The organism is Flavobacteriales bacterium (assembly GCA_020635855.1).
Classification (GTDB): Bacteria; Bacteroidota; Bacteroidia; order JACJYZ01; family JACJYZ01; genus JACJYZ01.
The window spans coordinates 1-26,016 of the sequence record JACJYZ010000003.1 but is presented as its reverse complement, the minus strand read 5'-3'; the positions used below and the strand labels follow the sequence as shown (position 1 = coordinate 26,016).

Here is a 26,016-nt window from a genome sequence, read left to right as displayed (position 1 = left end):
CCTGCAGCACATGACCGAATCGCAACCCCAAACGCTTCAATTCAACATCCGGCGTGGGCTGTTATCCAAACATACCCGGCAGCTCATCCTGACAAAAAAGTTTATCCGCTACGAAGGCAAAGATCCGCATAGTAAATCTTTCACCGAAGTACAGGCAGAAGACATCACCGCATTCCGATATGGTATCCGATGGCTACAAGGATATGCATTCAACATCGGCAGGGAGTATCAAGTGGAAATTCAATATGGGAACAAGCAGGTATTGAAGATTTGCTTCTTATCGCTGTATGGCATACACCGAAAAGAATACCACGAACTGTATGCACAAATCCTGGACGGGTTCTGGAATTTTTATTTTGTCCCAAGGATACCCAAACTCCTGAAACGCTTCACAGATGGGGAAGTCATCGAGCTCTGCAATACCCCGGTTTCACAGGATGGCATCATCATCTCGTCCGATTTACTGACCGGACCTAAATCCTACGTGATTCCGATGGAGCAGGCGGAGGTTCGCACCTATACCCATTACTTCGTGCTTTGCTCAAAGGAAGACCCCGGCAAGATCAACAAACGTTATTCCTTTCTTGATGACTGGAACGCCCTGTTGCTGATGGGACTGCTGCTGACCATCCTGGAAGGAAAACATGTGGAAGGACATTCATGAACCGTTTATACCCGACCTGTCGGTTTATTCACCAATTCTATACATCTGCCGTGCAACGTTCAAAACCATTATTCTTCATTGCATCCCTGATCGCAGTGGCCGTGTTTTCGTTTTGCATCGCCGCCACCCGCACCACCCTTTTCACCGATCATGAGGTCGGTGATGCGGTCGACAGCCTCAACGGGGTGAAAGTGTACTACAACGGCTCCGTCGACCATGTGTGCGGTCGCAATGTGGCGGCAGACGGGTATAACCTCGGACTCAAATACCAATGCGTGGAGTTTGTCAAACGCTACTACTACCAACACCTGAACCACAAGATGCCCGACAGCTACGGGCACGCGAAAGATTTCTTCAACAAGAAACTGGCAGACGGCCAATGGAACAAGCAACGCAACCTGACGCAGTGTAGCAATCCTTCCCAGCGCAAACCCCAGGCCGATGACCTGCTCGTGTTCGACGGACATGCATTCAACCCATACGGCCACGTGGCCATCATATCCGCAGTAACGGACAACACCGTCGAGATCATCCAGCAAAACCCCGGTCCATCCGCATCTTCACGCGCCACCTTCAAGCTCCAACAGGCAAACGGTCGCTGGCACATCGATGACAGCGGTGTGCTGGCATGGTTGAGGAAGTAGTGGCAAGTGGCCCTCCTTCGCCAAGGCTACGGCGGGCAAGCGAGTCGCAAGTCTCAAGTTTCAAGTTGGCACCCGGGATAAGTTTGTGGTTTCCGATTTGTAGTTTCTGGTTGTCCAGACACACGTGAACGGTTCAATGTCTAATGTCTATCATCTAAAATCCTTATCAACATGGTGGCGTTCCCAACGGAACATGCTATTCGTTCATGTACATAGATCCGACAGCCGTGGTCTCTGCTCCATCGGAGCAGCACATGGGTGGCATGTGTCGCCCACAGGGAAAGCCTGCGTGCCGTAGGTACGCCACAGTGAGTTGTATAATCTAATATCTGCAACGTAGCTTCAAAGGGCATAACTACAAACCATAAGCTACAAACGAGAAACCTGTTGAGAAACCGTTGAGTCAGGAATGACGAACCCCATCCTCCTCTTCTATCACATGCCTGTATTTATTATACAGGAATGACACCACCAGCAGCAACACGCCCAGCGAAACAAATACGATGGTTTTGGATATCGTGTTCAGGTGGGCGATGTCGTAAAAGAACAGTTTCACCAGCGTCACGGCAAACCACGCAATGCCGGCAATGCGCAGGTGTTTCTTCCGGCGACTGATCCCCATCACCACCAGGAACAGGGCATATATACCCCAGAGGATGCTGAGTCCGAGCTTGTAGGAACCCGCATACCCTGCCAGGTCCATCCATTGGATCAATTCACTGCTGGCTATCCACAATGCCGAACCATGAACTACCATGCCGTAGGGCACACGAAATTTCCCAGGAAGCAAGTCAGGATCACTTACCGTGCGATGAAATATCCACAAAGTCAGCGCAACCACCGATAAGGAAACATAGCGAGCCAGGTACACCACAGTTATCGGTTCGCCATCAACCAAGTAAATTTCGCGCAGTATGCTGAGGCTGAACAACCCACCTGTCAGGAAGGCCAAAACGGAAAATCCACCCAGCAGGAAAACAAAAATGGAAAAGGTTTGTGGCAACCGCTTCCTCATGCCAACCAGCGAAAGGATTACCATGAAGAGCATCGAGTATACAGATAAACTTATGAAGCGGAGATGTTCGATGGGATCCGGTCCGGTGTCGGATGATGCACCTCCGAACACCTGGTGGAACAATGCACCCAGGCTGTCCAGACTTTTCTCCGTTTGATCCCAGTAGCAATCAATTTCCTTCCAGAATGTTATATAGATCGTCAGCAACATGATCACCGGCACCATGTAGGTGAACATTTCCACCGCCATTGATTTCGATCGGCTTTCCGGATGCTTCCGCTGGGTAGCAAATATCCATCCGAACGCACCCGCGAACAACACTTGTGAAAGAAAGTGTACATTGAAGATGGGCCGGATGTAGCTATCCGTGATCTCAGGATCATACCCGTCATACATGTAGGACCAGTCCTGCAGCATGCTCAGGAACGCGATCCCCATCAGGGGGTACGACAAGCTTTCGTAGATCACCTCTTTGCGCCCGCGACCGATCCTGAACAATAGCGCGGCTTCTCCGGCCCACAGCAACGTGACCCAGGATCCGTCGAGTTGAACAGGTATGGCGATGGTCAGGAACACCAGTCCCAAACCCGCCATCAGGTAGAACAGGTTGCGGTCGGCGAGCCTGCGGCGATAGATCACCAGGCTCACCGCGGCATGCAACAGGGCATTGGCAACGGTAAACACGCCGAGCAGATCCTTCCCCACCGGGTGATCATCCAGCAGCGCATATCCCCAGGCATAGAACAGGAATGCGTTGGACAGCAGCATCACCACATCCGACTTCAGAAAACGTTCCTGTTTCACCAGTTTGTAGGCGAGGAACGTGATATAGAAAATAACAAAGAAAAGGGTGACGAAGATTGCGCCGATCTTGAAATGTTCTTCGCTGTTGAACTTGAGAACGAACCAGGAAGAATAGATCAGCCATGTCAGCGCATACGCCACAACATAGAGGGGCTTCCAGTACTTCCGGAATGCGATGACCGCAATGCCCGTGTTGATGAGCGTCATGTATGAGAACAGCACCTCCACCCGACCGGAGCCGTCGCTCAACAGGAACGGCACGGCATAGGCACCCACCAGTCCGATGTGCGCAATCACCTGCTGATCATAACGGAGTGCCGCTGCCACCGTGAAAATGGTAAACAGCAACATGATGCCGAACGTTGCTTCCTTCGGCATCATGCCGTAGAAATTGTAGGCAGCATATGTCACAAAATAGAAGATCGCCATGGCGCCGCTCAGCAGTACCGCACTGTAGGCGGTATATTTCTTTTTAAGGCGGAGGGCGAAGAACATCAGGGTAGCCCCAATCACATAACCAAGGGTGATACGGGTGGCCGGACTTACCAGGTCGTGGTCGATGGCATACTTGGAACCGATGGCCACACCGAAGATGGTGATGATGATACCGATCTTGCTGATCAGGTTCTCTCCGATGAACTTCTCAATATCGCCCCGAACACGGTTGGCTTTGGGTCTTTTGGGACCACCTGCATCGGCAGGAATGTGCGGCTGCTTAATTGGTTCCTGCGCGGATGGAGTTGAAGATGCCCGAACGGCTTCCACAAGCTCCGGCACATGAGGTATCTCCACCCGCTCCTGCGGGACCGGTTCCGGTTCCTTTTTCAGTTGGTCGAGCAACCCCCTGATCTCGCGGATCTCTCTGGCGTGTTGTTCCTGCTGCAACTGAAGCGCATCCAGCCTTTGCTGCAGGCGTTGTATGTCATGGGTGTGATCCATCCGGGCAAGATAGGAAATTAAGCTACTGATGTTTCATGCCATTCATTTTATAAAAGTCCCATTCATTTTATATGTTTATTCGTACGCTGACATCCGCCCGACGACATTCGAACGAGCCCTCCACTTTGTTAAAAAAGACTAACACGACAACAACCACCCGATGTGCCGTTCTTGAAACAAAACAAAACCACGTACCCATGAAATACATCTTACCCTTACTCGTCCTGTCCGTTATTTCCTGCGCAGACAAGAAAGCCAACGTTGCCCACGACTCCCCGCATAAGGTTCCCGATGCACTGGCCGATCAACGGGGGTCTTTTTCAAAGGAACTCAGGGGCCGCGGGAACCTGATCGCCGACCTCTACCGGGATTCGGTTGAACGGTCGGAAGCACTGAAACAATTAGAACAACAGATTACCACTTGCGGGGAACACACAGATGAAGTTACCATCCCATTCGTGAACTTCTTCTCCAAATCCGATGAATTCTACAGGAGTGCCGACCAGTACCTGGCAACGGTGAACGACACCCTGCTACGGAAGCAGGTAATGATTTTTCTTGACGATAGTGAAAAGAGATTCCACCAGCAAACCGATCAGATCCGGCAGCACATGCAGCAAATTGCAGATAACAATGGCAACATCCACGACCGCCATGTGGTGTTGCAAACCCTCGTTGCCCTGCAACTGATGCAGACCTACCAAAAGGAACAGCAACCCGACATGCAAAGCCTGACGAATCTGGTCGATGAACAAGGTAAGGCCATCGAAAACATCAAAACCAACACCCGGATGCCTTGAACAGGCAAAGCCGGCTTCCTAAAATGTGATCACATCTTGTTCCGCCCCATTCAACAGATAGAAGAAGTTTATTAAGTAAATTAGTATCCTAGAAACCTTTGTTTCTTACCTAGCGTAAAAGACGCATGCGCACTACGTATCCGTCGCTTCTCCCCGCTTCGGATGGATACAGTGGGATTTGTGTAATTGCTTTCTGACCCAGTAAAGTTGTTATAATGGCATTGTATTCATTCAGGCCGTGGGTATACGGATTGGCTTGTTGTCTTTCCATCAGCCCGGCGGTCCATGCACAGGACGAAATCCGTAACTCCGGGAATCTTCGCATTCACAGCGGTGCCAACATGGCCGTTTATGGCGACCTGACCAACAACGGCACCTTTACAAGCAACAGCGGCACCATTTACTACGTAGGATCAGCCCTTCAAACCATCGACGGTAGCAATACACCCGACGCCAACAACTTCATCATCAACAACAGCAACGGCATCCAACTGGATGTTGAATACCAGATCTCCGGCTCACTCACCTTCACCGACGGGATCATCACCACCAACCGCGCCAATTCAGCCACCGAATTTGTGAACTTCCTGGATAATGCCACAGTATCCGGCATGGCAGACGATAAACACGTGGATGGTGTAGTGCGCAAAACCGGCGACGATGCCTTCACCTTCCCGGTGGGCGACGGCGGCCGGTACATGCCACTCACCATCACCGCACCGTCTGTAGCCACCGATATTTTTACCGCACAGTACATCTACAGCGACCCCGATCCAACTTATGATGCCACCTCCAGAGAAGGAACCCTATACAATGTGAGTCGTGTGGAGTACTGGCTCATGGACCGCACCAACGGAAGTTCCGACGTAACCGTCACCCTGTCTTTTGTCACATCCTCAGGTGTGCTCGATTTACCCGACCTGGTTGTAGCACGATGGGACGGTACCAAATGGGTTGATGAAGGCAACGGAGGCACTACCGGCGACAAAGATGATGGTACCGTTGCATCCGCAGCAGCAGTCACTTCTTTCGGGTCGGCATTCGCCATCGGAACCATCACTTCAGACAACCCGTTGCCCATTCAATGGCTCGACTTCATCGCCTACTACCAGGACCACGACGTGAAACTGAACTGGACCACAGCTACCGAGATCAACAACGACCATTTCACCATTGAACGCTCACGTGACGGCGTCCTCTTCGAAGAGATCGGAACCGTCAGGGGCAAAGGAAATTCATCCACCATTTCCCGGTATGCTTCCGCAGACCCCGAACCTTATAAGGGCGAATCCTACTACCGCATCAAACAAACCGATTATGACGGCACCTATACCTATTCCGCCATACGTCCCGTAAACATCGGCCTGGAACAGCTCGCCGACATCGTCCCCAACCCGGCCACTTCCGACAACATCTCCCTTCAAATCGCTTCCGATCACAGCGGCGATATGCGAATCACCGTTTTCGATGCCGGCGGACGCCTCGTATATGACAATACGGTTGCCTTTGAGAACGGCCGGTTCCGGTATGCCATCCAACCCGAAAGGGTACTGTCACCCGGATTGTATACATTGGTCGGACAAAGCGGGCAAAATCTCTTTCAAAAGAAATTCATGATCCGATAACACCTGGCGCTATTACACAGAGTAAGACAATGAGACACCAAGTATTCATAGCGACATTAAGCCTTCTCCTGCTGACCCAATGGCAGGTGAAAGCCCAGGTGAAGATCGGTGACAACCCCGGCACCATCAATGCCTCTTCGCTGCTGGAACTGGAAAGCACCAGCAAAGGACTCCTGCCACCGCGGATGACCACAGCCAACCGCACAGGCATCGGGTCTCCAGCAACCGGACTTTTGGTTTTTGATACTGATAAAAGCGCTTACTACTATTACAACGGTTCAAGATGGGTGGAAATCACCGACAATGCCAACGGCCTGCGCGACACCGATGCCGATACAAAAATACAGGTGGAGGAAACCACCGACGAAGACAAGATCCGTTTTGACACCAAGGGTTCCGAACGCATGATCATTGATGATGCCGGACTGGTGGGCATCGGTACCAGCTCGCCCGTAAGCAACCTCGACCTGCAGGGGAGCCTGAGCCTGGCCGTCACTTCCATTGATGCCAACACCACCCTCGACTAAACCCACAACATCGTGTTCTGTGCCCCCGTCGCCGGGCCGATCACCGTAACACTGCCGGCCGCAGCCAGCAATACCGGCAGAATATACTATATCAAGAAGACTGATGGAACACCCAACACCATCACCATTGACGGCAACGGTGCAGAAACCATTGACGGCGCCACCACACTGGTACTGTACGTGCAATACGACGCAGTCCGCATTTACTGCAACGGATCCAATTGGTACATCCTCGAAGACCAGATTCATCCGCACATGTGCAAACTGAGACGCTCAACCGCTCAAACCATCAACAACAGCACTTACACGAACATTGCTTTCAATACGGAAGACTATGACGTCGGAAACATCGGAGACATCACCACCGATAACCGGGTGGAGATCCAAAGGGACGGACTCTACCAGATCACAGCCACCTGGATCACCACTGCTGTGATGGATGACAACGAAGAGGTGACCGGTTACATACAGATCAATGGTACCCGCTACACACGTGGTTTGGAAACTTCAGGAGGCACCAACTTCATTCTGGGAAGCACCAGTTCGGTCACCCTTGAGCTGAGCGCGGGAGATTACATCGATTTCGAGGTATGGCAGAACGAAGGATCCAGCATAACCACAAGTACAACTAACGACCAATCAAACCCATGTATCCAGGTGCGCGAAATCCGGTAGTATGCAACAACATCACGCACATATGAAATACCTGTTTGCCATGGCACTGAGCCTGTTCCTGCTGGCATTGCAACCCACAAAGGCACAGGTGAAGGCAGGTGACAATCCGGGCACCATTGACGCTTCTTCATTGCTGGAACTGGAAAGCACCGGCAAAGGGCTCCTCCCGCCCCGCATGACTACCGCCAACCGAACCGGCATCGGATCACCCGCAACCGGATTGGTGGTATTTGATACCGACAAAAGTGCGTATTACTATTACAATGGATCACGATGGGTGGAACTCACTGACAATTCCAACGGTCTGCGCGACACCGATGCCGATACCAAAATACAGGTGGAGGAAACCACTGACGAAGACAAGATCCGCTTTGACACAAAGGGAACCGAACGCATGATCATCGACGATGCCGGACTGGTAGGCATCAAAACAAGTTCGCCGGTCAGTACCCTGGATGTTCAGGGAAGCATCGGCATGAAAACCACCAGCATCACCAGCGCCACTACCCTGGACGCCACCTATAACGTGGTGGCGGCATCCGATGCATCGGGAAGTTTCACCATCACACTGCCTGCTGCCGCCTCCAACACCGGCAGAACCTACTATATCAAAAAAACCAACTCCAGTACCAACACCATCACCATTGATGGGAACGGTGCGGAAACCATTGACGGCGCCACCACCGTGGTGTTGTATGTACAATACGATGCCGTGCGCATCGTGTGCGACGGGTCCGAATAGTTCATTGTCACCGATGAAATCCATCCGCACATGTGCCGGCTCCGGCGTTCAAGTGCGCAGACCATTAGCAACTATACATACACCGACATTGATTTCAACGCTGAGGATTATGACGTAGGCAGCATCGGCGACATCACCACCGACCACCGGATAGAGATACGCAGAGATGGCTACTACCAGATCACAGGGGCATGGACCACCAATGCGGTGATGGATGACAACGAGCAGGTGGCGGCTTACATAGCGGTAAACGGCACCACGTATGTACGCGGTATGGAAATCTCCGGCGGCACCAACTGGTACCTCTCCGCCAACTGCACGATCACCCTGGAATTGAGCGCAGGAGACTATGTTGATTTCGTGGTATGGCAAGGTGAAGGAGCCAGTCAAACCACCAACACAACCCTTGGTAACCAGCCGACTCTGCAGATAGCGGAAATCCGTTAGCATGAAAAAAGATGAGATAAAATGAGACACGCATTCACATGGATATTGAGTCTTCTCCTGCTGGCCCAGCTGCCTGTGAAGGCACAGGTGAAAATCGGTGACAACCCGACCACCATTGATGCCTCTTCATTGCTGGAACTGGAAAGCACAGGCAAAGGACTGCTGCCGCCCCGGATGACCACCGCCAACCGTACCGCCATCGGATCGCCTGCAACCGGACTCGTGGTATTCGATACCGACAAAAGTGCGTATTACTATTACAACGGCACCCGCTGGGTGGAACTCACCGACAACGCCAACGGCCTGCGCGACACCGATGCCGACACAAAAATTCAGGTGGAGGAATCCACCGACGAAGACAAGATCCGCTTTGACACCAAAGGCTCCGAACGCATGATCATCGACGATGCCGGCCTGGTGGGCATCGGCACCAGCTCTCCCGTGAGCACCCTGGACCTGCAAGGAAGCCTGGGCATGAAAATTTCCAGCATTTCCAGCGCAACGACACTGGACGCCACCTACGGCATCGTGCAGGCATCCGATGCCTCGGGAAGTTTCACCATCACGCTACCTGCCGCCGCATCCAACTCCGGCCGGATGTACTACATCAAAAAAACAAACTCCAGCTCCAACACCATCACCATCGATGGAAACGGAGCAGAAACCATTGATGGCGCCACCACACTCGTCCTGTATGTGCAATATGATGCCGTGCGCATCGTGTGCAACGGATCCTCCTGGTACGTGGTGGATGACCAGATTCACCCGCACACATGCCGGCTCAGACGCGCCGCCGCCCAATCCATTTCCGACAACACATACACCGACATCAGCTTTGACACAGAGGACTATGACATCGGCGGCATCGGCGACATCACCACCGACCACCGGGTGGAAATCCGCAGAACGGGGAAATACTTTATCACCGCCGCGTGGACAAGCAACGCGGTGATGGACGACAATGAACAAGTGGCAGGCTACATCCAGGTGAACGGTGTAACCATGACCCGCCAGGTGGAAATCTCCGGCGGTACCAACTGGTACCAGTCCAGCAACAGCAATTTAATGATTGACTTGTCAGCAGGGGATTATATCGACTTCCAGGTACTGCACACCGAAGGCGCCTCTCAAAACACCAACACCACACTAGGTTACCAACCGACCATCCAAGTGATCGAGATCCGATAAACCAAAAGGAAATTGATTTAAGCGCATGGGCACATCATGCGCTTTTATTTTTTCTCCAGCCGAACATGATCCCGGTCCGGCCAGGTCACCGCATAGGTCAGCTTTTCTTTTTTTTCTCCCTTGAGTTCGATCACCAGTTGGGTGTCGTTCGATGAAAGCGACCAGTGGAGTTCAATGTATTGATCACTTCCGCATCCTGTGGCTGTGGCCTGCATTTCAAACACCGCTTCGGACTGGCGGTGGACGGATTGATGAATACCGAAACAGGCGTCGAAGCTACCATCCAGTTCAAAACGGAAAACCGCTCCCAGAAAATCGTCCTGGGTTTCATCCGAAGACCGCTGCAACACCATCTTGTCAAACGTTCGGAGCGTATCGAAGTCGACCACCGATCCTTCGGTATACACATAGCCTTCCAGACGCCATACGCCCGACAAAGGCTGGGCACCCGCAGTGATTGCAACGATGCCAAAGAAGATGATAAAAAGGTATTTCATGAAGCGATGAGGTTACGGATGTTAAATGTAAGGAATTGGCAGGAGAGATGATCACTTGCATGGTTCCTACGGGTAGTTACCATCCAGCAGGCATTATATACCTTCCTAAACATGTGCCATCCACCCGGAATCCGTTTACCTTCAACATTGGTAATCCGATGTTGAGTAAATAACCTTATTGACACCCGTCGCTATGCTCCCTATGTGCCTATGTGGTAAAAAAGAAACCACCACGTGACTTCAGCAATCGCTTTATCCCGTTTCAGAATCCGTTCATGATATCATAACCCAACCATCATCCATGCAAAAAGTGCCGCTCATGTAAAAAGGGAACATTTGCAACAGTTCTTCCTACCTCCGACAACTTAACAAAACCCCTAGCCATGAAACGCCTTTGCAAATTATCCTTGCGGCGGACTCCTGGCACGGTGCGTGCGATGCGTGTTTGGATGTTTGTGCAGATGATTTGCATGACCCTGCTGATCCCGCCCTCAACCCTTCAGGCCCAAAGCTGCGGCTGTCCGCCCGCTGCATCGCGGCCCATCATTAACCTGTCGTCACTTTCCGACTTCAACGGCAACCTGTCACCCAACACCATGTTTACCTGCACAAACGTGTATGTGGTCGATCAGCTCACCTATGTACCTCCCGGAGGCGACTTGCTCATTGAACCCGGCACGGTGATCAAGGGCGCTGCCGGTCCGAACAAAGCACTGGTGGTGAGTGCCGGTGCGCAGATCTTCGCACAGGGCACCGCCACATGCCCGATCATTTTCACAGCGATCGATGATCCGTTGGACGGCACATACCCTTTCTCCAACAAGGGGCAGTGGGGCGGACTGGTAATCCTCGGGTATGCCCCGAACAACCTGTTGCTGGCCGATGGAGGCAATGCAATAGGCGACGGTGTGGGTGTGCTCGAAGGCTTCTCCCCTTCCGATCCGCGTAACCAATACGGGGGCTTCAACCCCAACGATAACTCAGGCGTATTGCGGTACATCAGCATCCGGCACGCAGGCGGCGAAATCATGCCTTCTGTAGAAATGAATGCGCTCAGCCTTGCATCCGTAGGTCGCGGAACCGTGATCGAACATGTGGAAACCGTTTCCTGCGGCGATGATGGCATTGAGATATTCGGTGGTACCGTTGACCTCAGATGGGTTTCGAGCATGTTCAGCGATGATGATGCGTTCGACTGGGACCAGGGATGGACCGGCCGCGGTCAGTTCTGGTTCGGCGTACACCTTCCGGGTGAAGACACCGGGATCGAAGGCGACGGCGACGATGAGGATTCCGGGAACCTGCCCGCTTCCCACCCCACGGTATACAATACCACATTCATCGGAGGTGGCACACAGGAAGGCTTTCATGCAAAAGAGGGCACCGAGGGCGGTGTATTCAATTCACTTTTTGTCAACTTCAACGACGGCGCCCGCATTGATCATGACCCTCAGCGCGTGTTGAACGGCATTCCTACTGCATTGGACAAATACAACAACGGCCTGCTGATGATCAGCAACAACGCCTACGATGCCGTTGCCCGCATGGTGAATCCCGATAGCCTGCAAACACAATTCCTGGCCAACAACAACATGATGATCCCGGGTGTGATTGATCATACGTTCGCCATCGATCCGTCAAACGTGGTGCTTGATCCTTTCAACCCGGTACCGAAAGTGAATGTGAGCACCACCAACCAACCGCCGAACGACGGCTTTTTCGTCCAGGCGGATTACAAAGGTGCCTTCGACCCGAACACCACACCATGGACCTCGGGGTGGACTTTTGCTGACCAGATCAACCTGGATGTTTCCCGTGAAGTCATAGATTGTCCGGAAGACATCAACCGAAGCGGACGTGTAGACGCCACCGACTACCTGCTGTTCCTGGGAAAGTTCAACGCTTTTTGCAGCAACTGCCCGGAAGACATCAACGGAAGCGGCCATGTGGATGCCACCGATTACCTGCTGCTGTTGGGCAAGTTCAGCTTATACTGCCCGCCACCTGCCGTTTCAGTTTTTCCTCCGGATTTCTCCACCATCTCGGGACACCAGATCCTGTCTGTTGAACACGACACCACGCTGGAGGTTTCTGAGGTATGGGTGAACGACGGAAACACGAGTGTGAACATTCTGGACAACGATACGAATTCCGTCCGGCGTGAAGGCACGGTCTCCGAAACCGTCATTTGCGCCGAATGCCAGTCCAGCTCAAACATCGCCGTTACCATCAAATTTGTTGACGATGCATATCCGCCTGTGACCATGCATTATTCCATCAACAAGTTACCGGTCACCTACATCTATGGCGAACCGTCGGGTAATACCATCACCCTGCATGCGGAAGAATCCTATGATCCGGAAGGATACCCACTCACCTATACCTGGTATTACGACACACTGGTGTCCTACGGGCCGGTGCTGACTTTGGACACAACTGCACCATCCGACGGCATATTGGCCCTGCTGGAACTGAAGGATGATAAAAACGCTGTGTATGATGTGGTGACGTACGACCCGTTCACCGGCGCAGTAACCAAAACCAGGGAAAAGTTCAAATGCACCGACCTGGAGATTATCACCAGCAATGCTTCCAAACTGAATGGAGATCTTACCCTGGGGCCTTCCATCGCCGAAGGCACCCAGCTTTCGGTGGATGCCCATAACAAACTCACCAAAAGTTATGTGGTTGCCTTCTCATTCGAAGTGGTGGCGGTGATTGAAGCCGGACCCGATTTCCTGGATGAAGGACAGGATGCCGCAGGCACGGTTAAAATCGGCACCACAACCATCCAGCGTAAAGGACGCAAAAGGAAAACCGCCAACCGCAGCGAACTGGAAACGGGCGAAGTGGAAGTACCTTACGAACCGCTGCCCGACGAGAACGGGAACGCTTCCATGACCACCGACGATTACGATGACCATCCGACCGAGGGCTTCGCAGACACCAACACACCAACCGGTATCCAAAGAACCAACTTCACGGTGAAAAATCATTTCAAAGACGGCGACAAGAATACCATGGTGTGGTTTGACCAGCCCGGTTTGCGGTTGAAAGCCGGAATGGATGTCAGCCACGGATTCAGTTTCAACGGTTACTTCCGGATGTGGATGATGCCCGACCTGGCACCCTGCGAGAAATTCTACCTGGTGAATATTGAGATCGACAACACCGGGAAGGTGACCAAAAACCGGATGACCATGCGATGAGCATGAGAACCATTTCCATCCCGCAAAACTTACATGCATGAAAATAAACAATGACTTGCCATCGGCCCCATGATTGATTACATTAACAGTGCTGTTCATTTCCGGACAGTGATTGTACCTCCGTCTTTTTCCTGAAAGTGACCTATCGTACCTGCGCATCCCTGCATGGCGTACCTGTGATTGCCTTCATCGATCTGGACGGTGGCCCGATCGAACCGAGTAATAACCCAAAAACACAAAGTCATGGGACTCAAAATCACAATCAAAGCAGGTGAAGATGTCGCCACATCGAGCGTGAACGCTTCGGGCAGCGTTCAACACATCATTACCGACAAGGAACGAGGTACGTTCAACCTGAACGACGGTTCCTTGAAAAATGCCGTTGAGAAGTACTTCGGCAAGAAACCCAACGATGCGTTCCTGCACAGTCCAACCCCCTGGAAGGATTTGTACAAGACGTACGGATGGCCACAGGTACAAACGGTACTGGTGGTGCAAAGTGCGGAGATCACAGGCATCACATCGGAGCCGGTGATCATCGCCACCAAGACTTTTTCAAACAAGTCGAAGCAAAAGGCCACCTTCAACGCCGGCATCTCCGACCAGGTGACCAACACGGTGGAGAGCAACTGGTCGCAAACCAGCACCATCGAAGTGAGCCAAACCATTTCCTACGAGGTTGGGTTCCTGGGCTCGGGAGGCGGAGGTGAAACATCCTTCTCGTTCTCCCAGGCATGGGGAAAAGGCGGTTCGGAAAGCAAGTCGATTGCCGTGGGTTCGGATTCGGGTGTAAGCGTGGAACTGGAACCCGGTGAATCGGTGGAAGCACAACTCACCGCCAGCCGCGGTGTAATGAAGGTGCGCATCCGGTACAAAGCCTACCTGATCGGAAACACCGCTGTGAACTACAACCCGACCTATAAAGGCCACCACTTCTGGTCGCTGGGTATCAACGGTGTGATGAACTCCGCCCGCATCCAGAACCTGAAAGAGTTCACTGAAGACATCGAAGTAGGCTACTACTCCAACTCGAAGGTGGAACTGCGCGACACGCAAGGTGCATTGCGCGCTGAATACGCCGTAGCAGATGCAGCAGCTGTCGGTGCAGAGCAGGAAGAACCTGCCCTCGCCAACTAGACAGACCTGCTCAGAAGAACCCTCCCCCGGGTCCGGGATCCATGGGAGGGTTTTTCTATGCCCTGAATTGAAAAAAAATAGAACGAATACACTTTTCTTTTGTGAAGAGTTACGCTGAGCGGTTGATCACTCCCTGCGGTCGTGTAAATGGTAAATGGCTCCCGTTGGTCGCGTAAGTAGGCTGCGCCGTAGTTGGCTCCCTTCGGTCGCGTCAATGACATCCGCTTCCCACTGACTATTGACCACAAACTAGTGACCATTGACCATTAACTTGACACTCGCGACTCGCAACTTGAGACTCACAACTTGAGACTCGCAACTTGAGACTCGCAACTTGAGACTTGAAACTATAAAGTCCTCCGGCCGCGTCAAAATCATCCGACCACCACCGACCACAAACCACCGGTCACCGACTGCTGTCCGCCGACCACCGACTTGAGACTTGAAACTCGCGACTTGAGACTCATCACCTCCCCCAACAATCCCCCATTACTCATACCTTTGCTGACATTCAAGAACCGGTATATACATGAGTCAACAGAAAACCAACCTCCGCAGCGTATTCAAAACCATCATCTGGCCCCGCAAGAAGCTCCTCTTCCTGGGCCTCATCCTGATCATCATCGGCAGGTTTGCCGCCCTGGTATTGCCGGGTGCTTCCAAATTCCTGATGGATGATGTGGTGATCAACAAAGACCTAAGTAAACTTTACCAGATCCTGCTGGTGGTTGCCGCTGCCGTGACCGTTCAATCCATTACCTCTTTTCTGCTTACCCGCTTGTTGAGCGTGGAAGCCCAACACCTGATCTCGCAACTCCGGGTGAAGGTGCAGCAAAAAATCCTGAGCCTTCCCGTGAACTTTTTCGACAATGCCAAATCGGGCGAACTGGTGTCCCGCATCATGACAGATGTGGAAGGCGTGCGCAACCTTGTGGGAACGGGCCTGGTGCAGTTGGTGGGCGGTACCCTCACCGCCATCGCATCCCTGGTGCTGCTCATCCGCATCAGTCCGACCATGACCGCCTACGTACTCATCCCCGTAGCCCTGTTCGGATTCGTGGCGCTGAAGGCATTCGGATTCATTCGCCCCATCTTCCGTGAAAGGGGAAAGATCAATGCAGAGGTCACCGGCCGCCTCACCGAAACCCTCAACGGCATCCGCGTGATCAAAGGCTTCAACGCTGAAGAGCAAGAGATCAACACATTTGCAACCGGTGTGGACCGCCTCTTCAACAACATCAAGAAAAGCCTCACTTCCACATCCCTGGTAACCAGCTCCGCTACGTTTCTTCTCGGGCTGGCATCCACCGGTATCATGGGCATCGGGGGCTATATGATGATCGGGAACGAACTCTCCACCGGCGACTTCCTTGCATTCACCCTTTACCTCGGCTTCATGATCGCACCCATCGTGCAGATGAGCAACATCGGCAGTCAGCTTACCGAAGCCTTCGCCGGACTCGACCGCACCGAGGAGATCATGAACATGGATTCCGAACAGGATGCACCCGAACGAACCGATGTGCTGACCGAAGTTCATGGTGATATCCGATTTGAGAATGTTTCATTCGCATATGAAGAGGGCAAAAAAGTACTGCATGATATTACCATCGAAGCACCGAAAGGAAGTGTGACCGCTCTGGTAGGATCCTCGGGTTCAGGAAAGAGTACCATCGCCGGACTGGCCGCGTCGTTCATGCAACCCGACAGCGGTAAGGTGACCGTTGACGGACACGACCTGGCCAAAATGACCCTCGACAGCTACCGCAAACACCTGGGTGTGGTGTTGCAGGATGATTTCCTGTTCGAAGGCACCATCCGTGAAAACATCCGCTTTCCAAGGCCCGGTGCCACCGATACGGAAATCATCGAAGCAGCCAAAGCAGCATACGTAAACGAGTTCACCGACCGGTTCGAAAAGGGCCTCGACACCGTAATTGGCGAACGTGGCGTGAAACTGTCCGGAGGGCAAAGACAACGTGTGGCCATCGCCCGCGCCATCCTGGCCGATCCGAAAATCCTCATCCTCGATGAAGCCACCTCCAACCTCGACACCGAAAGCGAATCCATGATTCAGCAAAGCCTGGCTGAACTCATGAAGGGGCGCACCACATTCGTGATCGCCCACCGCCTGAGCACCATAAGGCAAGCCGACCAGATCCTGGTGATCGAACAAGGGCAAATCGCAGAACAAGGAACCCACGACGAACTTATCGCTAAAGAAGGAAGGTACCACAGGTTGTATACGTATCAGGCGAGGATCTGATAAATTTCATATATGAATGGCGTTTGCTATATTTGAGGAGCGTGCTTACCATACCTCCGATCCGTTACATATATGAAATACCTGGCCTCCAAACTCATTATCCTAGCCGCCCTCTTATTCCCCACCCATAAAGCAGTAGCGCAGGATAAAATACGTGCCGTTCCCGATGCAGGCATCAGCTCCGTCATCATAGACGACACACTCATCTGCTTTGAGAACCAACCCGTAATGGCCACCATCCATAACTACGGTGCGGATGCCATCAAGAATGTGACCGTCAAATGGCGGATCAATGACAAATTCAGAACGGACAAAGCGTGGACAGGCAACCTGCTCCCCGGCCAAACCTCTTCCCCTTTCACACTCGGCAACTTTACTTTTGACACGGCAGGTGTATACAAGATTGATGCATGGACATATAAACCCAACGGAACCACAGACACCACCATTCATAACGACACCGCCATCACCCATGTGACCCTCATCGGCACACCTGTTCGTATGCGGTTTGATGACGATTTGATGCATATATGTACCGGCGACTCCATTGCCTTATATACCGACCCGCTGTTCGTATCCTACCTTTGGTCGAACGGAAGCACCGAAAACAGAATCACCGTTACCGAAGGCGGCTTGTATAAGTTAACCGTCACAGGAACGAATGGGTGCACTTCTTCTGACAGCATCTTGGTGTTTGAAAAAAACGGCGACTTTGATTCAACCATTTATGTACATGGTAAAAAAGTCTTCAATAATCCACCCATAAGTTGGAAACAACAATGGTTCAGCGGAGGATGGATGGACCTTGATGGTGACCTGAGGGATGACCTCGTACTGTCAAACGATTCCATTGGAATTTTCTTTACCATCAAACCCAGCAACCTCGACTATTTCACCAACTCCTCAGCCCTTGGATATTCAGGAGGCATAGTTTGTATCTCTACGGGTGATTACGACAATGACGGACTCACGGATGCCGCATCCGGCGCAGAGAACAGTAACGGAAAAACACACCTTTTTCACAAGGAGGGCTCCGGCCTGAATTTCAAGGATCGTTCCGACCTGCTGAACAGCAATATGTTCATCGAATCCGGTAGCATCTCCTGGGTGGACTACAATGCCGACGGATACCTGGATCTTGTCACCGTACGACCTTCCGGAGGAACCAATCACCTGATCAGGAACAATGCGGGTGTGGACTTTTCCCTCGAAAGCACATGGACGCAAGGACATGGCAACGGTCAGGCCTGGGTCGACTACGACAACGATGGCGACCAGGACTGGCTATACCTGATGGACGATTCGCTGGTGCTGCAGCAGAATGATGGCACCGGTTCTTTCACAAACGTTTCCTCAACCGCTTTCAACGGCATCACCAGCCACCAACTGATGGGTGGTTCCTGGGGAGATTACGACAACGATGGATGGACCTGTTCGTTACCTCCCTCACCGGAGACAACCTGCTCCTTCACAACAACGGTGACGGCACCTTTAGCCAGGTGTCCAACGCCGGTGACTTACTCACCAGCAAACGACCTTCATGGAGCAGTGCCTGGGCCGACTATGACAACGACGGTTATTTGGATCTGTTCGTTACCCATCACTACACCAATCCCAACACACAGTTCGCACAAAAAAATTCCCTTTACCACAACAATGGTGATGGCACATTCAGCTCAACCCTTTTCCCCGCATTTAATTCCACTGCGGCGGAATCATGGGCTTCAACCACATGTGCATGGGGAGATATAGAAAATGACGGAGATCCCGATCTGATTGTGGTTGGATTGGATGCCTACCCGATGATTTATGCCAACAGAGGCAACTGCAATCATTGGTTGAAACTGAAGCTTGTGGGTGTGATCAGCAACCGATCCGCCATCGGCACCAAAGTTTCTGCGTATGTGACACTCGATGGAAAACCCCAGATCATTACAAGGGAGGTTTCCGGCCAGACCGGTTACAGAAGCCAGAATACCTTGGAGGTGATGCTGGGATTCAAGAACCTTGAAAGTGTTGACTCTATCTTGTTGAATTGGCCCTCAGGAATACACCAGGTGCTCCGCAATATCGGTGTTGACCGCCGTATCGTGGTATACGAAACCTGTAATTCCGCATTGTGCCAATCTGTTTGGCCAGGTGACGCCAACAGTGATTTTGTTGCAGACAACAAGGACCTTTTGAACATCGGTGTCTACTATGGCGAATCCGGTCCGTCCAGAAGTTCGATCTCTACCCAGTGGACCGCACAGGTATGCACCGATTGGGGCAAACAACAATTCAATGGCTTTGACTTAAAGCATGCCGATTGCGACGGCTCGGGAACCATTGATGCCGATGACACCCTTGCCATCAAACTCAACTATGGCAAAGTGCACAGCAAATCAAACACTGCTCCGGTTGTTAATCCATCTTATCCAACCCTGCGGGTACAATTAATAAAAAGGAATGTAGCTCCCGGAGAATGGGTTGAAGCTCAGATCCTGTTCGGCGACAACCAGGTACCGGTACAACATCTCTATGGACTCGCATTCGACCTCGGCATGCCTACCAAACGATTGACATCTTCAACCTTGCAACTATCCTATGTGCCTTCATGGTACATCACCCCGGGAACAGACGCTATCACACTTTCCGTACCTCAGGAAATGTTGGACAAGTTGGACGGTGCTATGTCCCGAATCAACCACACCGGTAAGAGTGGGTATGGCCAGATCGCTACGGTGCGGTTCCAGGTATCTCCTTCCCCTTCCGAATATTTTATCATGCCCTTGTCATTCACAGAAGCGGTAGCCATTGATTCTGCAGGCAACCACATTCCCTTCAACCTTCAAAATGACACCCTGTATATAGATCCTTTGCTGGGCATATATTCGACGGAGGATACCGGTACAAGACTGAATATTTTCCCCAATCCCACCGCCGCCGGCACCCATCTTGTTTATACCCTCAACAAAAGCGAGCATGTCGTGCTTGAAGTCTTCACAATACTTGGGAAGAAGGTGGTCACACTTTCCAATGAAGAGCAGAACGCCGGAACACATTTGTATGATTTTAATCCGGCAACAGGAGGCATCTATATGGTACGACTGCAAACCGGCACCCGGATCTGCACCCAACGTATAAGTGTTCTGCGTTAACCCAAACGTATCCCCACCCCCGGAAACGTGTTGTAAAAGTTAACCTTTTCACCCGTCATTTACCTGCAAACACTTACAGAGAACAAGGTCTATGCCCTTTTATAAGGTTAATCATACCATTCGTTAAGCCGCAAGGGCATTTCATTAAGCCCATCTGGTTGAGGTCAGTTTTGTCAAGTAGTTTCGCGGCAAACCCCTAACCTCATGAAAAACCGGAAATCCACCCTGATTACCTTGATCCTGCTGGCAGTACTGCTGAACACGGGTCTTGGCCTCTACAACATTTGGAAACAACCGCACATTGCCTATGTGCGCTCTGCCGACCTGGTCTATGAATTCGAAGGCATGAAGGAAGCCCAGAAGAAATTCGAAGCCCAATCCAAAAGCTGGGATACCAACATCGAAACCCTCAAATCCGAACTGCAGGCCTCCATTGATGGCTACAAAGCTAACCTGAAGAAAATGAGCGCCGGTGAAAAAACAGCGGAAGAAGAAAAGATCACACTTCAGCAACAGAACCTGACCCGGTACATGAAAAGCATCGAACAAAAACGGGAGGATGCAGACAATGAAATGACCCAGGCTGTGCTGAATCAGATCAACAGTTTTGTTGAGGAATTCGGTCAGAACAAAGGTTTTGACATGATCCTTGGCACCACCACTTCCGGAAACCTGCTGTACGCAAAAGACGCCATCGACATCACCGATGAAGTACTGGCGGCACTGAACAAATCCTATAAAGGTCAAAGCTGATGCAACGTTTGTTGTTTTTACCGCTGCGGCGCCGATGGCCCCGCAGGATGTCCGGTTTATGGATCGCATGCGCATGCTTGTTGCTGAATGCTTCATGCAGCCACATGCATCAGGTGGCTTCCTGGGATGAACTCATGCAATATGTGAATGACCCAGGGAATGGATTGGTACAATCAAAAAAGGTAAACGGCGTGGAAATGCGCGTGAAGTTCATGCCCCCTGACTGGCTGGCTCACCGCGAAATTGAACAACACCCGACCTATTCCAAAGCGCAATGCGACAGCATCCTGAACATCTATAAGAAAAGCACCACGTTCCTGCTGACCCTCGGACCCGATAAAGAAAAAACCAAAGGTGATATCATGTTCAGGGACGTCAGCAAGATTGAAGAATACAATGCACGGGCACTTGAGATGAACTTTTCCATGCAGGAATATGTGACCCTCTCAACGGACAAAGGCACCTATACGCCCGTGTTGGCACACCTGGAGAATGTATACGGACTGACACCCGGAAGGAATGTGATACTCGTATTCGTCCCCGGAAATGAACATGCCGCTCCACTCCACGAATCAACATCCATCTCCATCGCATATGACGATCCGTTTTTTGGCCTGGGAAAAAACTACTTCGAATTCAAGAAGGCCAACATCGATCTCATACCCACTTTGAAACAATTGTGACATGATACTACGCTTAAGAAAGAACAAGGCAGTCAAAGCATTCGCCCTGGCAATGGCCCTGAATATCTCAGGTCAATTGCTATTCCCCTCCACCGCATGGGCCCTCACCAGCGGACCATCCCAACCGGAGTTCACCAGTTTCGAACCGGTAACCACCACCAACATGGTGAATGAATTCACGGGAGATTTCACCTACAACCTTCCGGTGATCAATGTGCCTGGGCCCAATGGCAGCAGTTACCCGCTGTCACTTTCGTACCACAGCGGCACATCCCCGGAAGAAGAAGCTTCGTGGGTGGGTTACGGATGGACCCTTAACCCGGGCGCCATCAACCGGAACAAACGCGGCTTCCCAGATGACTATGACGGTGAAGACGTGAAGTACTGGAACAAGGTGAAGACCAACCTGACCGTAACAACCGGCACTGATATCGGCTTCCCCGAAATATTCAGCATCGATCTCAAGAAGTTGGGCGGCCTGGGTCTTGATATAGGCATTAACGCTTCCCTCCGCTACAACAACTACAAGGGTTTCGCCATCGTGCAGGGCATATCTGCCAGCGTGAAAGGCATTGCCACCCTTGGCTATAATGCGAGCAATGGGAAAGGAAAATTCGACTTCAGCGTGAACCCGATGAAGCTGTTGTCGCGCCTGAAAAACAAAAACAAAGGCGACCGCAATACACCCAAGAATGACGAAAAGCTTGCCAAAGCCAAAAACATCGCCGAGGTAAAGAAAAATGCAACCAAGGCAATCAAGGACAAACTCCGGAGCCTGAGAAAAGTTCCGCTCAACACGATAAAAGAAACTGCCAAATCATACGGAATGTCCCTTCTCAAAGACGACATCCGCGCAGCTGAAACCTCCGCCATGAAAGGTTACCTGGTGAACACCAAGTTCAACGTGGATGGCGAACCCTCTTTCCTGCCCGCCGGCCTTAAGTTCGGTGTACGAGGTTCCGTAGGCTGGCAATCGCCGGACGAATTTCAACGACTCAAAGCTTACGGATACATGCATTCCGCGCATACCGGTGAAGACCACATCATGGACTACTTCGTGGAAAAAGGAGAAACCTTCCACAAGCGCGACCAGAACATCGGTATTCCCATTAGCAATGCGGATGCGTTTGCCGTGTCCGGTGAAGGCCTCGGAGGCGGATTCCGGCTCCACCAAAAGAACGTGGGGCACTTTGTACCCAATGTCAAGGAAAGCAGCACCCTGTTCTTTAACCTGAGCGGTGAACTCCACATCGGAACCAACCTTGGGGGCGGCGCTGAAGTAGGCGTTGGTGAACAAAGCGTAGAGGTAAAGGACTGGAGTAAAGTGGGCAAAGGTGAATCCGCAGACTACAAGTTCGCCGATGCCGATGATGAAGATGAAGCGTATTTCTTCCGGTTCAATAACGACAAAGGCGGCAGTGTGGAATTCGGCAATGACAACGTGATCAACGCATCCCTGCAAGGTGCTTCGGATGTAACGGAAATTGCTTTCGGACTTAAGAATTTCCAACTGACCATGCACGAAATTCCCAAGTCCATGGACGTCTTCAATACCGACGTAAACGAAACCAGAACCGGTCGGTCTTCCTACATCGCCTACAACACCAACGAGAAGATCTCATCTACCGTTGGAATCAATAACGCACACATTTACGCCTATAGCAAGGATGCAGCCCTGGATGCACTGATCAACCGGGAAGAAAACAACTCCGCCATTCAAAACGGAATCGGTGAATTCGCCGTGTATGCCCCCGATGGCTCCCGCAAAGTGTTCGGATTGCCGGTATACTCCCGCTCGGAATTGAATGCGCAATACCCCGAACCAAAGGGCAACATCTCCAGCAACAACATCCTCTTTTCAGATCACGGCATCAAAGATCCCGATAGTGAAAAATTCGCCATCGGCGAAGAAAGAGAAGCACCCTACGCAACCGCATTCCTGCTGACCGAAATCAACACATCCGACTACATCGACCGAACCCTTGACGGACCCACCCCGGACGATTTCGGCGGATATACCAGGTTCTCTTATAAACGCATTTCAGGTTCACGCGACAAAACGTCCGACAACCTGGATGATTGGTACAAGTGGCGCATTCCCTATAATGGAATGAGCTACCAGACGGGAGAGATTTCCGACCCGAAAGACAACGTCGCTTCTGTGATGTACGGTTATAAAGAGCAGTACATCCTGGATGTGATCGAAACCAAAACCCATTATGCTGTTTTCGAAACTTCAGATCGTGAAGACGGCCTTGAGGCATCCCACAATGAAGAAACAGCTTCCACCAGCTCAACAGCCAAAGGAAGCCACAAACTGAAACGACTCGACGCCATCAAGCTGTATGCCCGAAGCACCAATGGTGAACCCGATCAGCTCGTTAAAACCGTTCGTTTTGAATATTACAACAACCAACCTTCGGACGGACCCGAAGCCTGGGCCGGCAACTTCAACGCCACCACGCTTGACGGACTTCCCAACGGCACCAACGGACGGGGCAAACTCACACTGAAAAGGGTGTGGTTCGAATATGAGAATGTGATCCCTGCCAAAATCAGTCCGTATGAATTCGAATACGTGTACCCGACCGTTACCTATCCGTCACCATATGCGGCACTCAGCAATTATGGCAGCGGCAAAGACGAAACACCGGTTTACAACCCGTTAAACCTCGACGCCTGGGGTAACTATCAAAAAGATGGTAAACAACAACATGAAAACCTGAGGCCCTGGCTGAATCAAAAACCGGCCGGAAACTTCGACCCCGCAGCATGGCAACTGAAAGTGATCAAACTGCCCTCCGGTGGTGAGATTCATGTGCAATATGAGCAGAAAGACTATGCCTATGTGCAGGCTGAAAAGGCCATGGCTATGGTCAGCATCGCCTCTCACAGCGGCAATCGCTACTACCTCAATATCGACAGCGACGTAGTGCTTCAGGACCCTGTGAACGACAAACAGCGCATCGCCGAATACATGCGTTCCATTTTCCTGAACAATAAAAAGGAGAAAATCTATTACAAGTTCCTGTATCAACTCCTCGACAACCAGGGTGATGCCAGCTTGTCTAACAACCACTGCAACTCGGAGTATGTGGAAGGCTACGCCCAGGTGGATGCCGTGGGCGTGGATGCCGGCGGACAACTCTATCTTGACATGGACGACGATGCCCTGCACAAAGCGTGCGTAGGCTATGTGGTATCAAACCGCATCGGAAACATCAACCGCAACGGTTGTTCCACACTGGTCAAAGACAATACCGTGAACGACAAACCCGGAAAGAAAATGAAGGATGTGATCCTCGCGTTTTTACAGTCGGGATACTACACACTGACCACCTTCCCGTTCGGTAGCGATTTCCGCATCTGCCCGTCCATCAACAACGATCTTTCGTACCTGCGCATTCCCATCATTGACAAAGACGGCGGTGGTGTGCGTGTAAAGCGAATTCTTTTGTACGACAAAGGTTTTAGTGAAGACGGCAGCGAAAGCGCACGCCTCTATGGAACCGAATACGCCTACAAAACAAAGGATGACTACGGCAACGAAATCAGCAGCGGTGTGGCCACCATGGAACCCGACGCCATCCGCGAAGAAAATGCGGTGATCAAATACCGTGCGCAACGCCGTGCCAAACGATTCTATGAAAAGATCATCCGTGGAAAAGGCAAAGACAATTTTGAAGGACCCATGGGTGAATCGCTTTTGCCTTCCCCATCCATCGGATATTCAAAGGTGGTTGCCCGGAATATTTATGAGGGTAACACCAGTCCGGGCTTCACTGTGAACGAATTCTACACAGCCAAGGATTATCCATTTGACAAACACTATGAAAACAACCTGGGCGATGCCTTTGAAATGAGTCCGCTTGACGAGCGAAAAGATTGGCTGGTAGTTCCGGGACTTGTTTTCCAATACGCCGTGAACAACGTTTGGTTGACACAGGGCTTCCGCTTTGTGCTAAACGAAATGCATGGTCAGCCCAAACTGATCGCAACGTACGGCGGTAACCCGGATGATCCGGAATCATGGGTACTGGGCACGTCCCAGGAGTTCACCTATTTCGAACCCGGTGAAAAGGTCCCCATGATGTATGGCCTGGAAGACGTCCGGAACGAATACCCCGGAAAGGAAATGGAGATCACCATGGAACGCAAACAGGTGTCGGATGTGACCATCGACGGAAGCCTTGAAGTGGACTTCTCCGTGGGCTTCCTGTTCATCCCCATTCCGTTCGCAAGTGCATTCCCCGGTTTCGGC

General features: G+C 51.6%; 18 protein-coding genes. 16 read left to right on the top strand and 2 right to left on the bottom strand.

Annotation, left to right across the window (positions count from 1 at the left end; genetic code table 11):
• The first annotated feature begins 10 nt into the window (after nt 1-10).
• Both H6585_08390 and H6585_08385 read left to right on the top strand, forming a co-directional pair.
• Nucleotides 11-664, top strand: coding sequence for a hypothetical protein (locus tag H6585_08390; protein ID MCB9448347.1), 654 nt, complete (start codon nt 11-13; stop codon nt 662-664).
• Nucleotides 661-1,308: a CHAP domain-containing protein gene (locus H6585_08385; protein ID MCB9448346.1), complete on the top strand. Its 648-nt coding sequence runs from the start codon at nt 661-663 to the stop codon at nt 1,306-1,308. Before H6585_08390 ends, H6585_08385 begins: the two co-directional genes overlap by 4 nt.
• Nucleotides 1,309-1,711: 403 nt before the next feature.
• On the opposite strand, the gene H6585_08380 is transcribed toward H6585_08385, so the two are convergent.
• Complete coding sequence (locus tag H6585_08380; protein ID MCB9448345.1) at nt 1,712-4,066, bottom strand: DUF2339 domain-containing protein; 2,355 nt, start codon at nt 4,064-4,066, stop codon at nt 1,712-1,714.
• A 197-nt stretch (nt 4,067-4,263) separates the two neighbouring features.
• On the opposite strand from H6585_08380, the gene H6585_08375 reads away from it, so the two are divergent.
• The 7 genes from H6585_08375 to H6585_08345 all read left to right on the top strand — a co-directional run bounded on the left by H6585_08375 (nt 4,264) and on the right by H6585_08345 (nt 10,070).
• Entirely contained in the window at nt 4,264-4,866 is a 603-nt protein-coding gene (locus tag H6585_08375) for a hypothetical protein (GenBank protein MCB9448344.1), read from the top strand.
• Between the two features lie 215 nt (nt 4,867-5,081).
• The gene (locus tag H6585_08370) at nt 5,082-6,491 is read left to right on the top strand and encodes a T9SS type A sorting domain-containing protein (GenBank protein ID MCB9448343.1); all 1,410 of its coding nucleotides are present in this window, start codon (nt 5,082-5,084) and stop codon (nt 6,489-6,491) included.
• 29 nt (nt 6,492-6,520) lie between these two features.
• Nucleotides 6,521-7,018, top strand: a complete 498-nt coding sequence (locus H6585_08365) for a hypothetical protein (GenBank protein ID MCB9448342.1) — start codon at nt 6,521-6,523, stop codon at nt 7,016-7,018.
• Between the two features lie 12 nt (nt 7,019-7,030).
• The gene (locus tag H6585_08360; protein MCB9448341.1) at nt 7,031-7,693 is read left to right on the top strand and encodes a hypothetical protein; all 663 of its coding nucleotides are present in this window, start codon (nt 7,031-7,033) and stop codon (nt 7,691-7,693) included.
• Between the two features lie 22 nt (nt 7,694-7,715).
• Nucleotides 7,716-8,435, top strand: coding sequence for a hypothetical protein (locus tag H6585_08355; GenBank protein ID MCB9448340.1), 720 nt, complete (start codon nt 7,716-7,718; stop codon nt 8,433-8,435).
• A 30-nt stretch (nt 8,436-8,465) separates the two neighbouring features.
• Nucleotides 8,466-8,882, top strand: a complete 417-nt coding sequence (locus H6585_08350; GenBank protein ID MCB9448339.1) for a hypothetical protein — start codon at nt 8,466-8,468, stop codon at nt 8,880-8,882.
• A gap of 21 nt (nt 8,883-8,903) precedes the next feature.
• Nucleotides 8,904-10,070: a hypothetical protein gene (locus H6585_08345; protein ID MCB9448338.1), complete on the top strand. Its 1,167-nt coding sequence runs from the start codon at nt 8,904-8,906 to the stop codon at nt 10,068-10,070.
• 44 nt (nt 10,071-10,114) lie between these two features.
• Here the strand turns inward: H6585_08345 and H6585_08340 are convergent, their stop codons facing one another.
• Complete coding sequence (locus H6585_08340) at nt 10,115-10,567, bottom strand: hypothetical protein (protein MCB9448337.1); 453 nt, start codon at nt 10,565-10,567, stop codon at nt 10,115-10,117.
• 383 nt (nt 10,568-10,950) lie between these two features.
• On the opposite strand from H6585_08340, the gene H6585_08335 reads away from it, so the two are divergent.
• The 7 genes from H6585_08335 to H6585_08305 all read left to right on the top strand — a co-directional run.
• Nucleotides 10,951-13,776, top strand: a complete 2,826-nt coding sequence (locus tag H6585_08335) for a hypothetical protein (GenBank protein MCB9448336.1) — start codon at nt 10,951-10,953, stop codon at nt 13,774-13,776.
• Between the two features lie 243 nt (nt 13,777-14,019).
• A complete protein-coding gene (locus tag H6585_08330) occupies nt 14,020-14,913 on the top strand; it encodes a follicular epithelium yolk protein subunit (GenBank protein MCB9448335.1) in 894 nt (297 codons plus the stop codon).
• 529 nt (nt 14,914-15,442) lie between these two features.
• The gene (locus H6585_08325; protein MCB9448334.1) at nt 15,443-17,179 is read left to right on the top strand and encodes an ABC transporter ATP-binding protein; all 1,737 of its coding nucleotides are present in this window, start codon (nt 15,443-15,445) and stop codon (nt 17,177-17,179) included.
• 1,424 nt (nt 17,180-18,603) lie between these two features.
• Nucleotides 18,604-20,319 carry a VCBS repeat-containing protein gene (locus H6585_08320; GenBank protein ID MCB9448333.1) on the top strand — a complete coding sequence of 572 codons (1,716 nt, stop codon included), beginning with the start codon at nt 18,604-18,606 and terminating at the stop codon, nt 20,317-20,319.
• A gap of 204 nt (nt 20,320-20,523) precedes the next feature.
• Nucleotides 20,524-21,072: an OmpH family outer membrane protein gene (locus H6585_08315; protein MCB9448332.1), complete on the top strand. Its 549-nt coding sequence runs from the start codon at nt 20,524-20,526 to the stop codon at nt 21,070-21,072.
• Between the two features lie 47 nt (nt 21,073-21,119).
• Nucleotides 21,120-21,755, top strand: a complete 636-nt coding sequence (locus H6585_08310; GenBank protein MCB9448331.1) for a hypothetical protein — start codon at nt 21,120-21,122, stop codon at nt 21,753-21,755.
• Nucleotide 21,756: 1 nt separating this feature from the next.
• The coding region (locus H6585_08305) for a hypothetical protein (GenBank protein ID MCB9448330.1) at nt 21,757-26,016 on the top strand (4,260 nt) is incomplete at its 3' end.

Excerpts from the sequence above, each read along its gene's own strand:
- H6585_08320 (MCB9448333.1), top strand. The coding sequence starts at position 18,604 with ATGGACCTGTTCGTTACCTCCCTCACCGGAGACAACCTGCTCCTTCAC.
- H6585_08310 (MCB9448331.1), top strand. The coding sequence starts at position 21,120 with ATGTCCGGTTTATGGATCGCATGCGCATGCTTGTTGCTGAATGCTTCA.
- H6585_08345 (MCB9448338.1), top strand. The coding sequence starts at position 8,904 with ATGAGACACGCATTCACATGGATATTGAGTCTTCTCCTGCTGGCCCAG.
- H6585_08390 (MCB9448347.1), top strand. The coding sequence starts at position 11 with ATGACCGAATCGCAACCCCAAACGCTTCAATTCAACATCCGGCGTGGG.
- H6585_08355 (MCB9448340.1), top strand. The coding sequence starts at position 7,716 with ATGAAATACCTGTTTGCCATGGCACTGAGCCTGTTCCTGCTGGCATTG.
- H6585_08325 (MCB9448334.1), top strand. The coding sequence starts at position 15,443 with ATGAGTCAACAGAAAACCAACCTCCGCAGCGTATTCAAAACCATCATC.
- H6585_08350 (MCB9448339.1), top strand. The coding sequence starts at position 8,466 with ATGTGCCGGCTCCGGCGTTCAAGTGCGCAGACCATTAGCAACTATACA.
- H6585_08335 (MCB9448336.1), top strand. The coding sequence starts at position 10,951 with ATGAAACGCCTTTGCAAATTATCCTTGCGGCGGACTCCTGGCACGGTG.
- H6585_08370 (MCB9448343.1), top strand. The coding sequence starts at position 5,082 with ATGGCATTGTATTCATTCAGGCCGTGGGTATACGGATTGGCTTGTTGT.
- H6585_08340 (MCB9448337.1), bottom strand. The coding sequence starts at position 10,567 with ATGAAATACCTTTTTATCATCTTCTTTGGCATCGTTGCAATCACTGCG.
- H6585_08380 (MCB9448345.1), bottom strand. The coding sequence starts at position 4,066 with ATGGATCACACCCATGACATACAACGCCTGCAGCAAAGGCTGGATGCG.
- H6585_08315 (MCB9448332.1), top strand. The coding sequence starts at position 20,524 with ATGAAAAACCGGAAATCCACCCTGATTACCTTGATCCTGCTGGCAGTA.
- H6585_08365 (MCB9448342.1), top strand. The coding sequence starts at position 6,521 with ATGAGACACCAAGTATTCATAGCGACATTAAGCCTTCTCCTGCTGACC.
- H6585_08330 (MCB9448335.1), top strand. The coding sequence starts at position 14,020 with ATGGGACTCAAAATCACAATCAAAGCAGGTGAAGATGTCGCCACATCG.
- H6585_08385 (MCB9448346.1), top strand. The coding sequence starts at position 661 with ATGAACCGTTTATACCCGACCTGTCGGTTTATTCACCAATTCTATACA.
- H6585_08375 (MCB9448344.1), top strand. The coding sequence starts at position 4,264 with ATGAAATACATCTTACCCTTACTCGTCCTGTCCGTTATTTCCTGCGCA.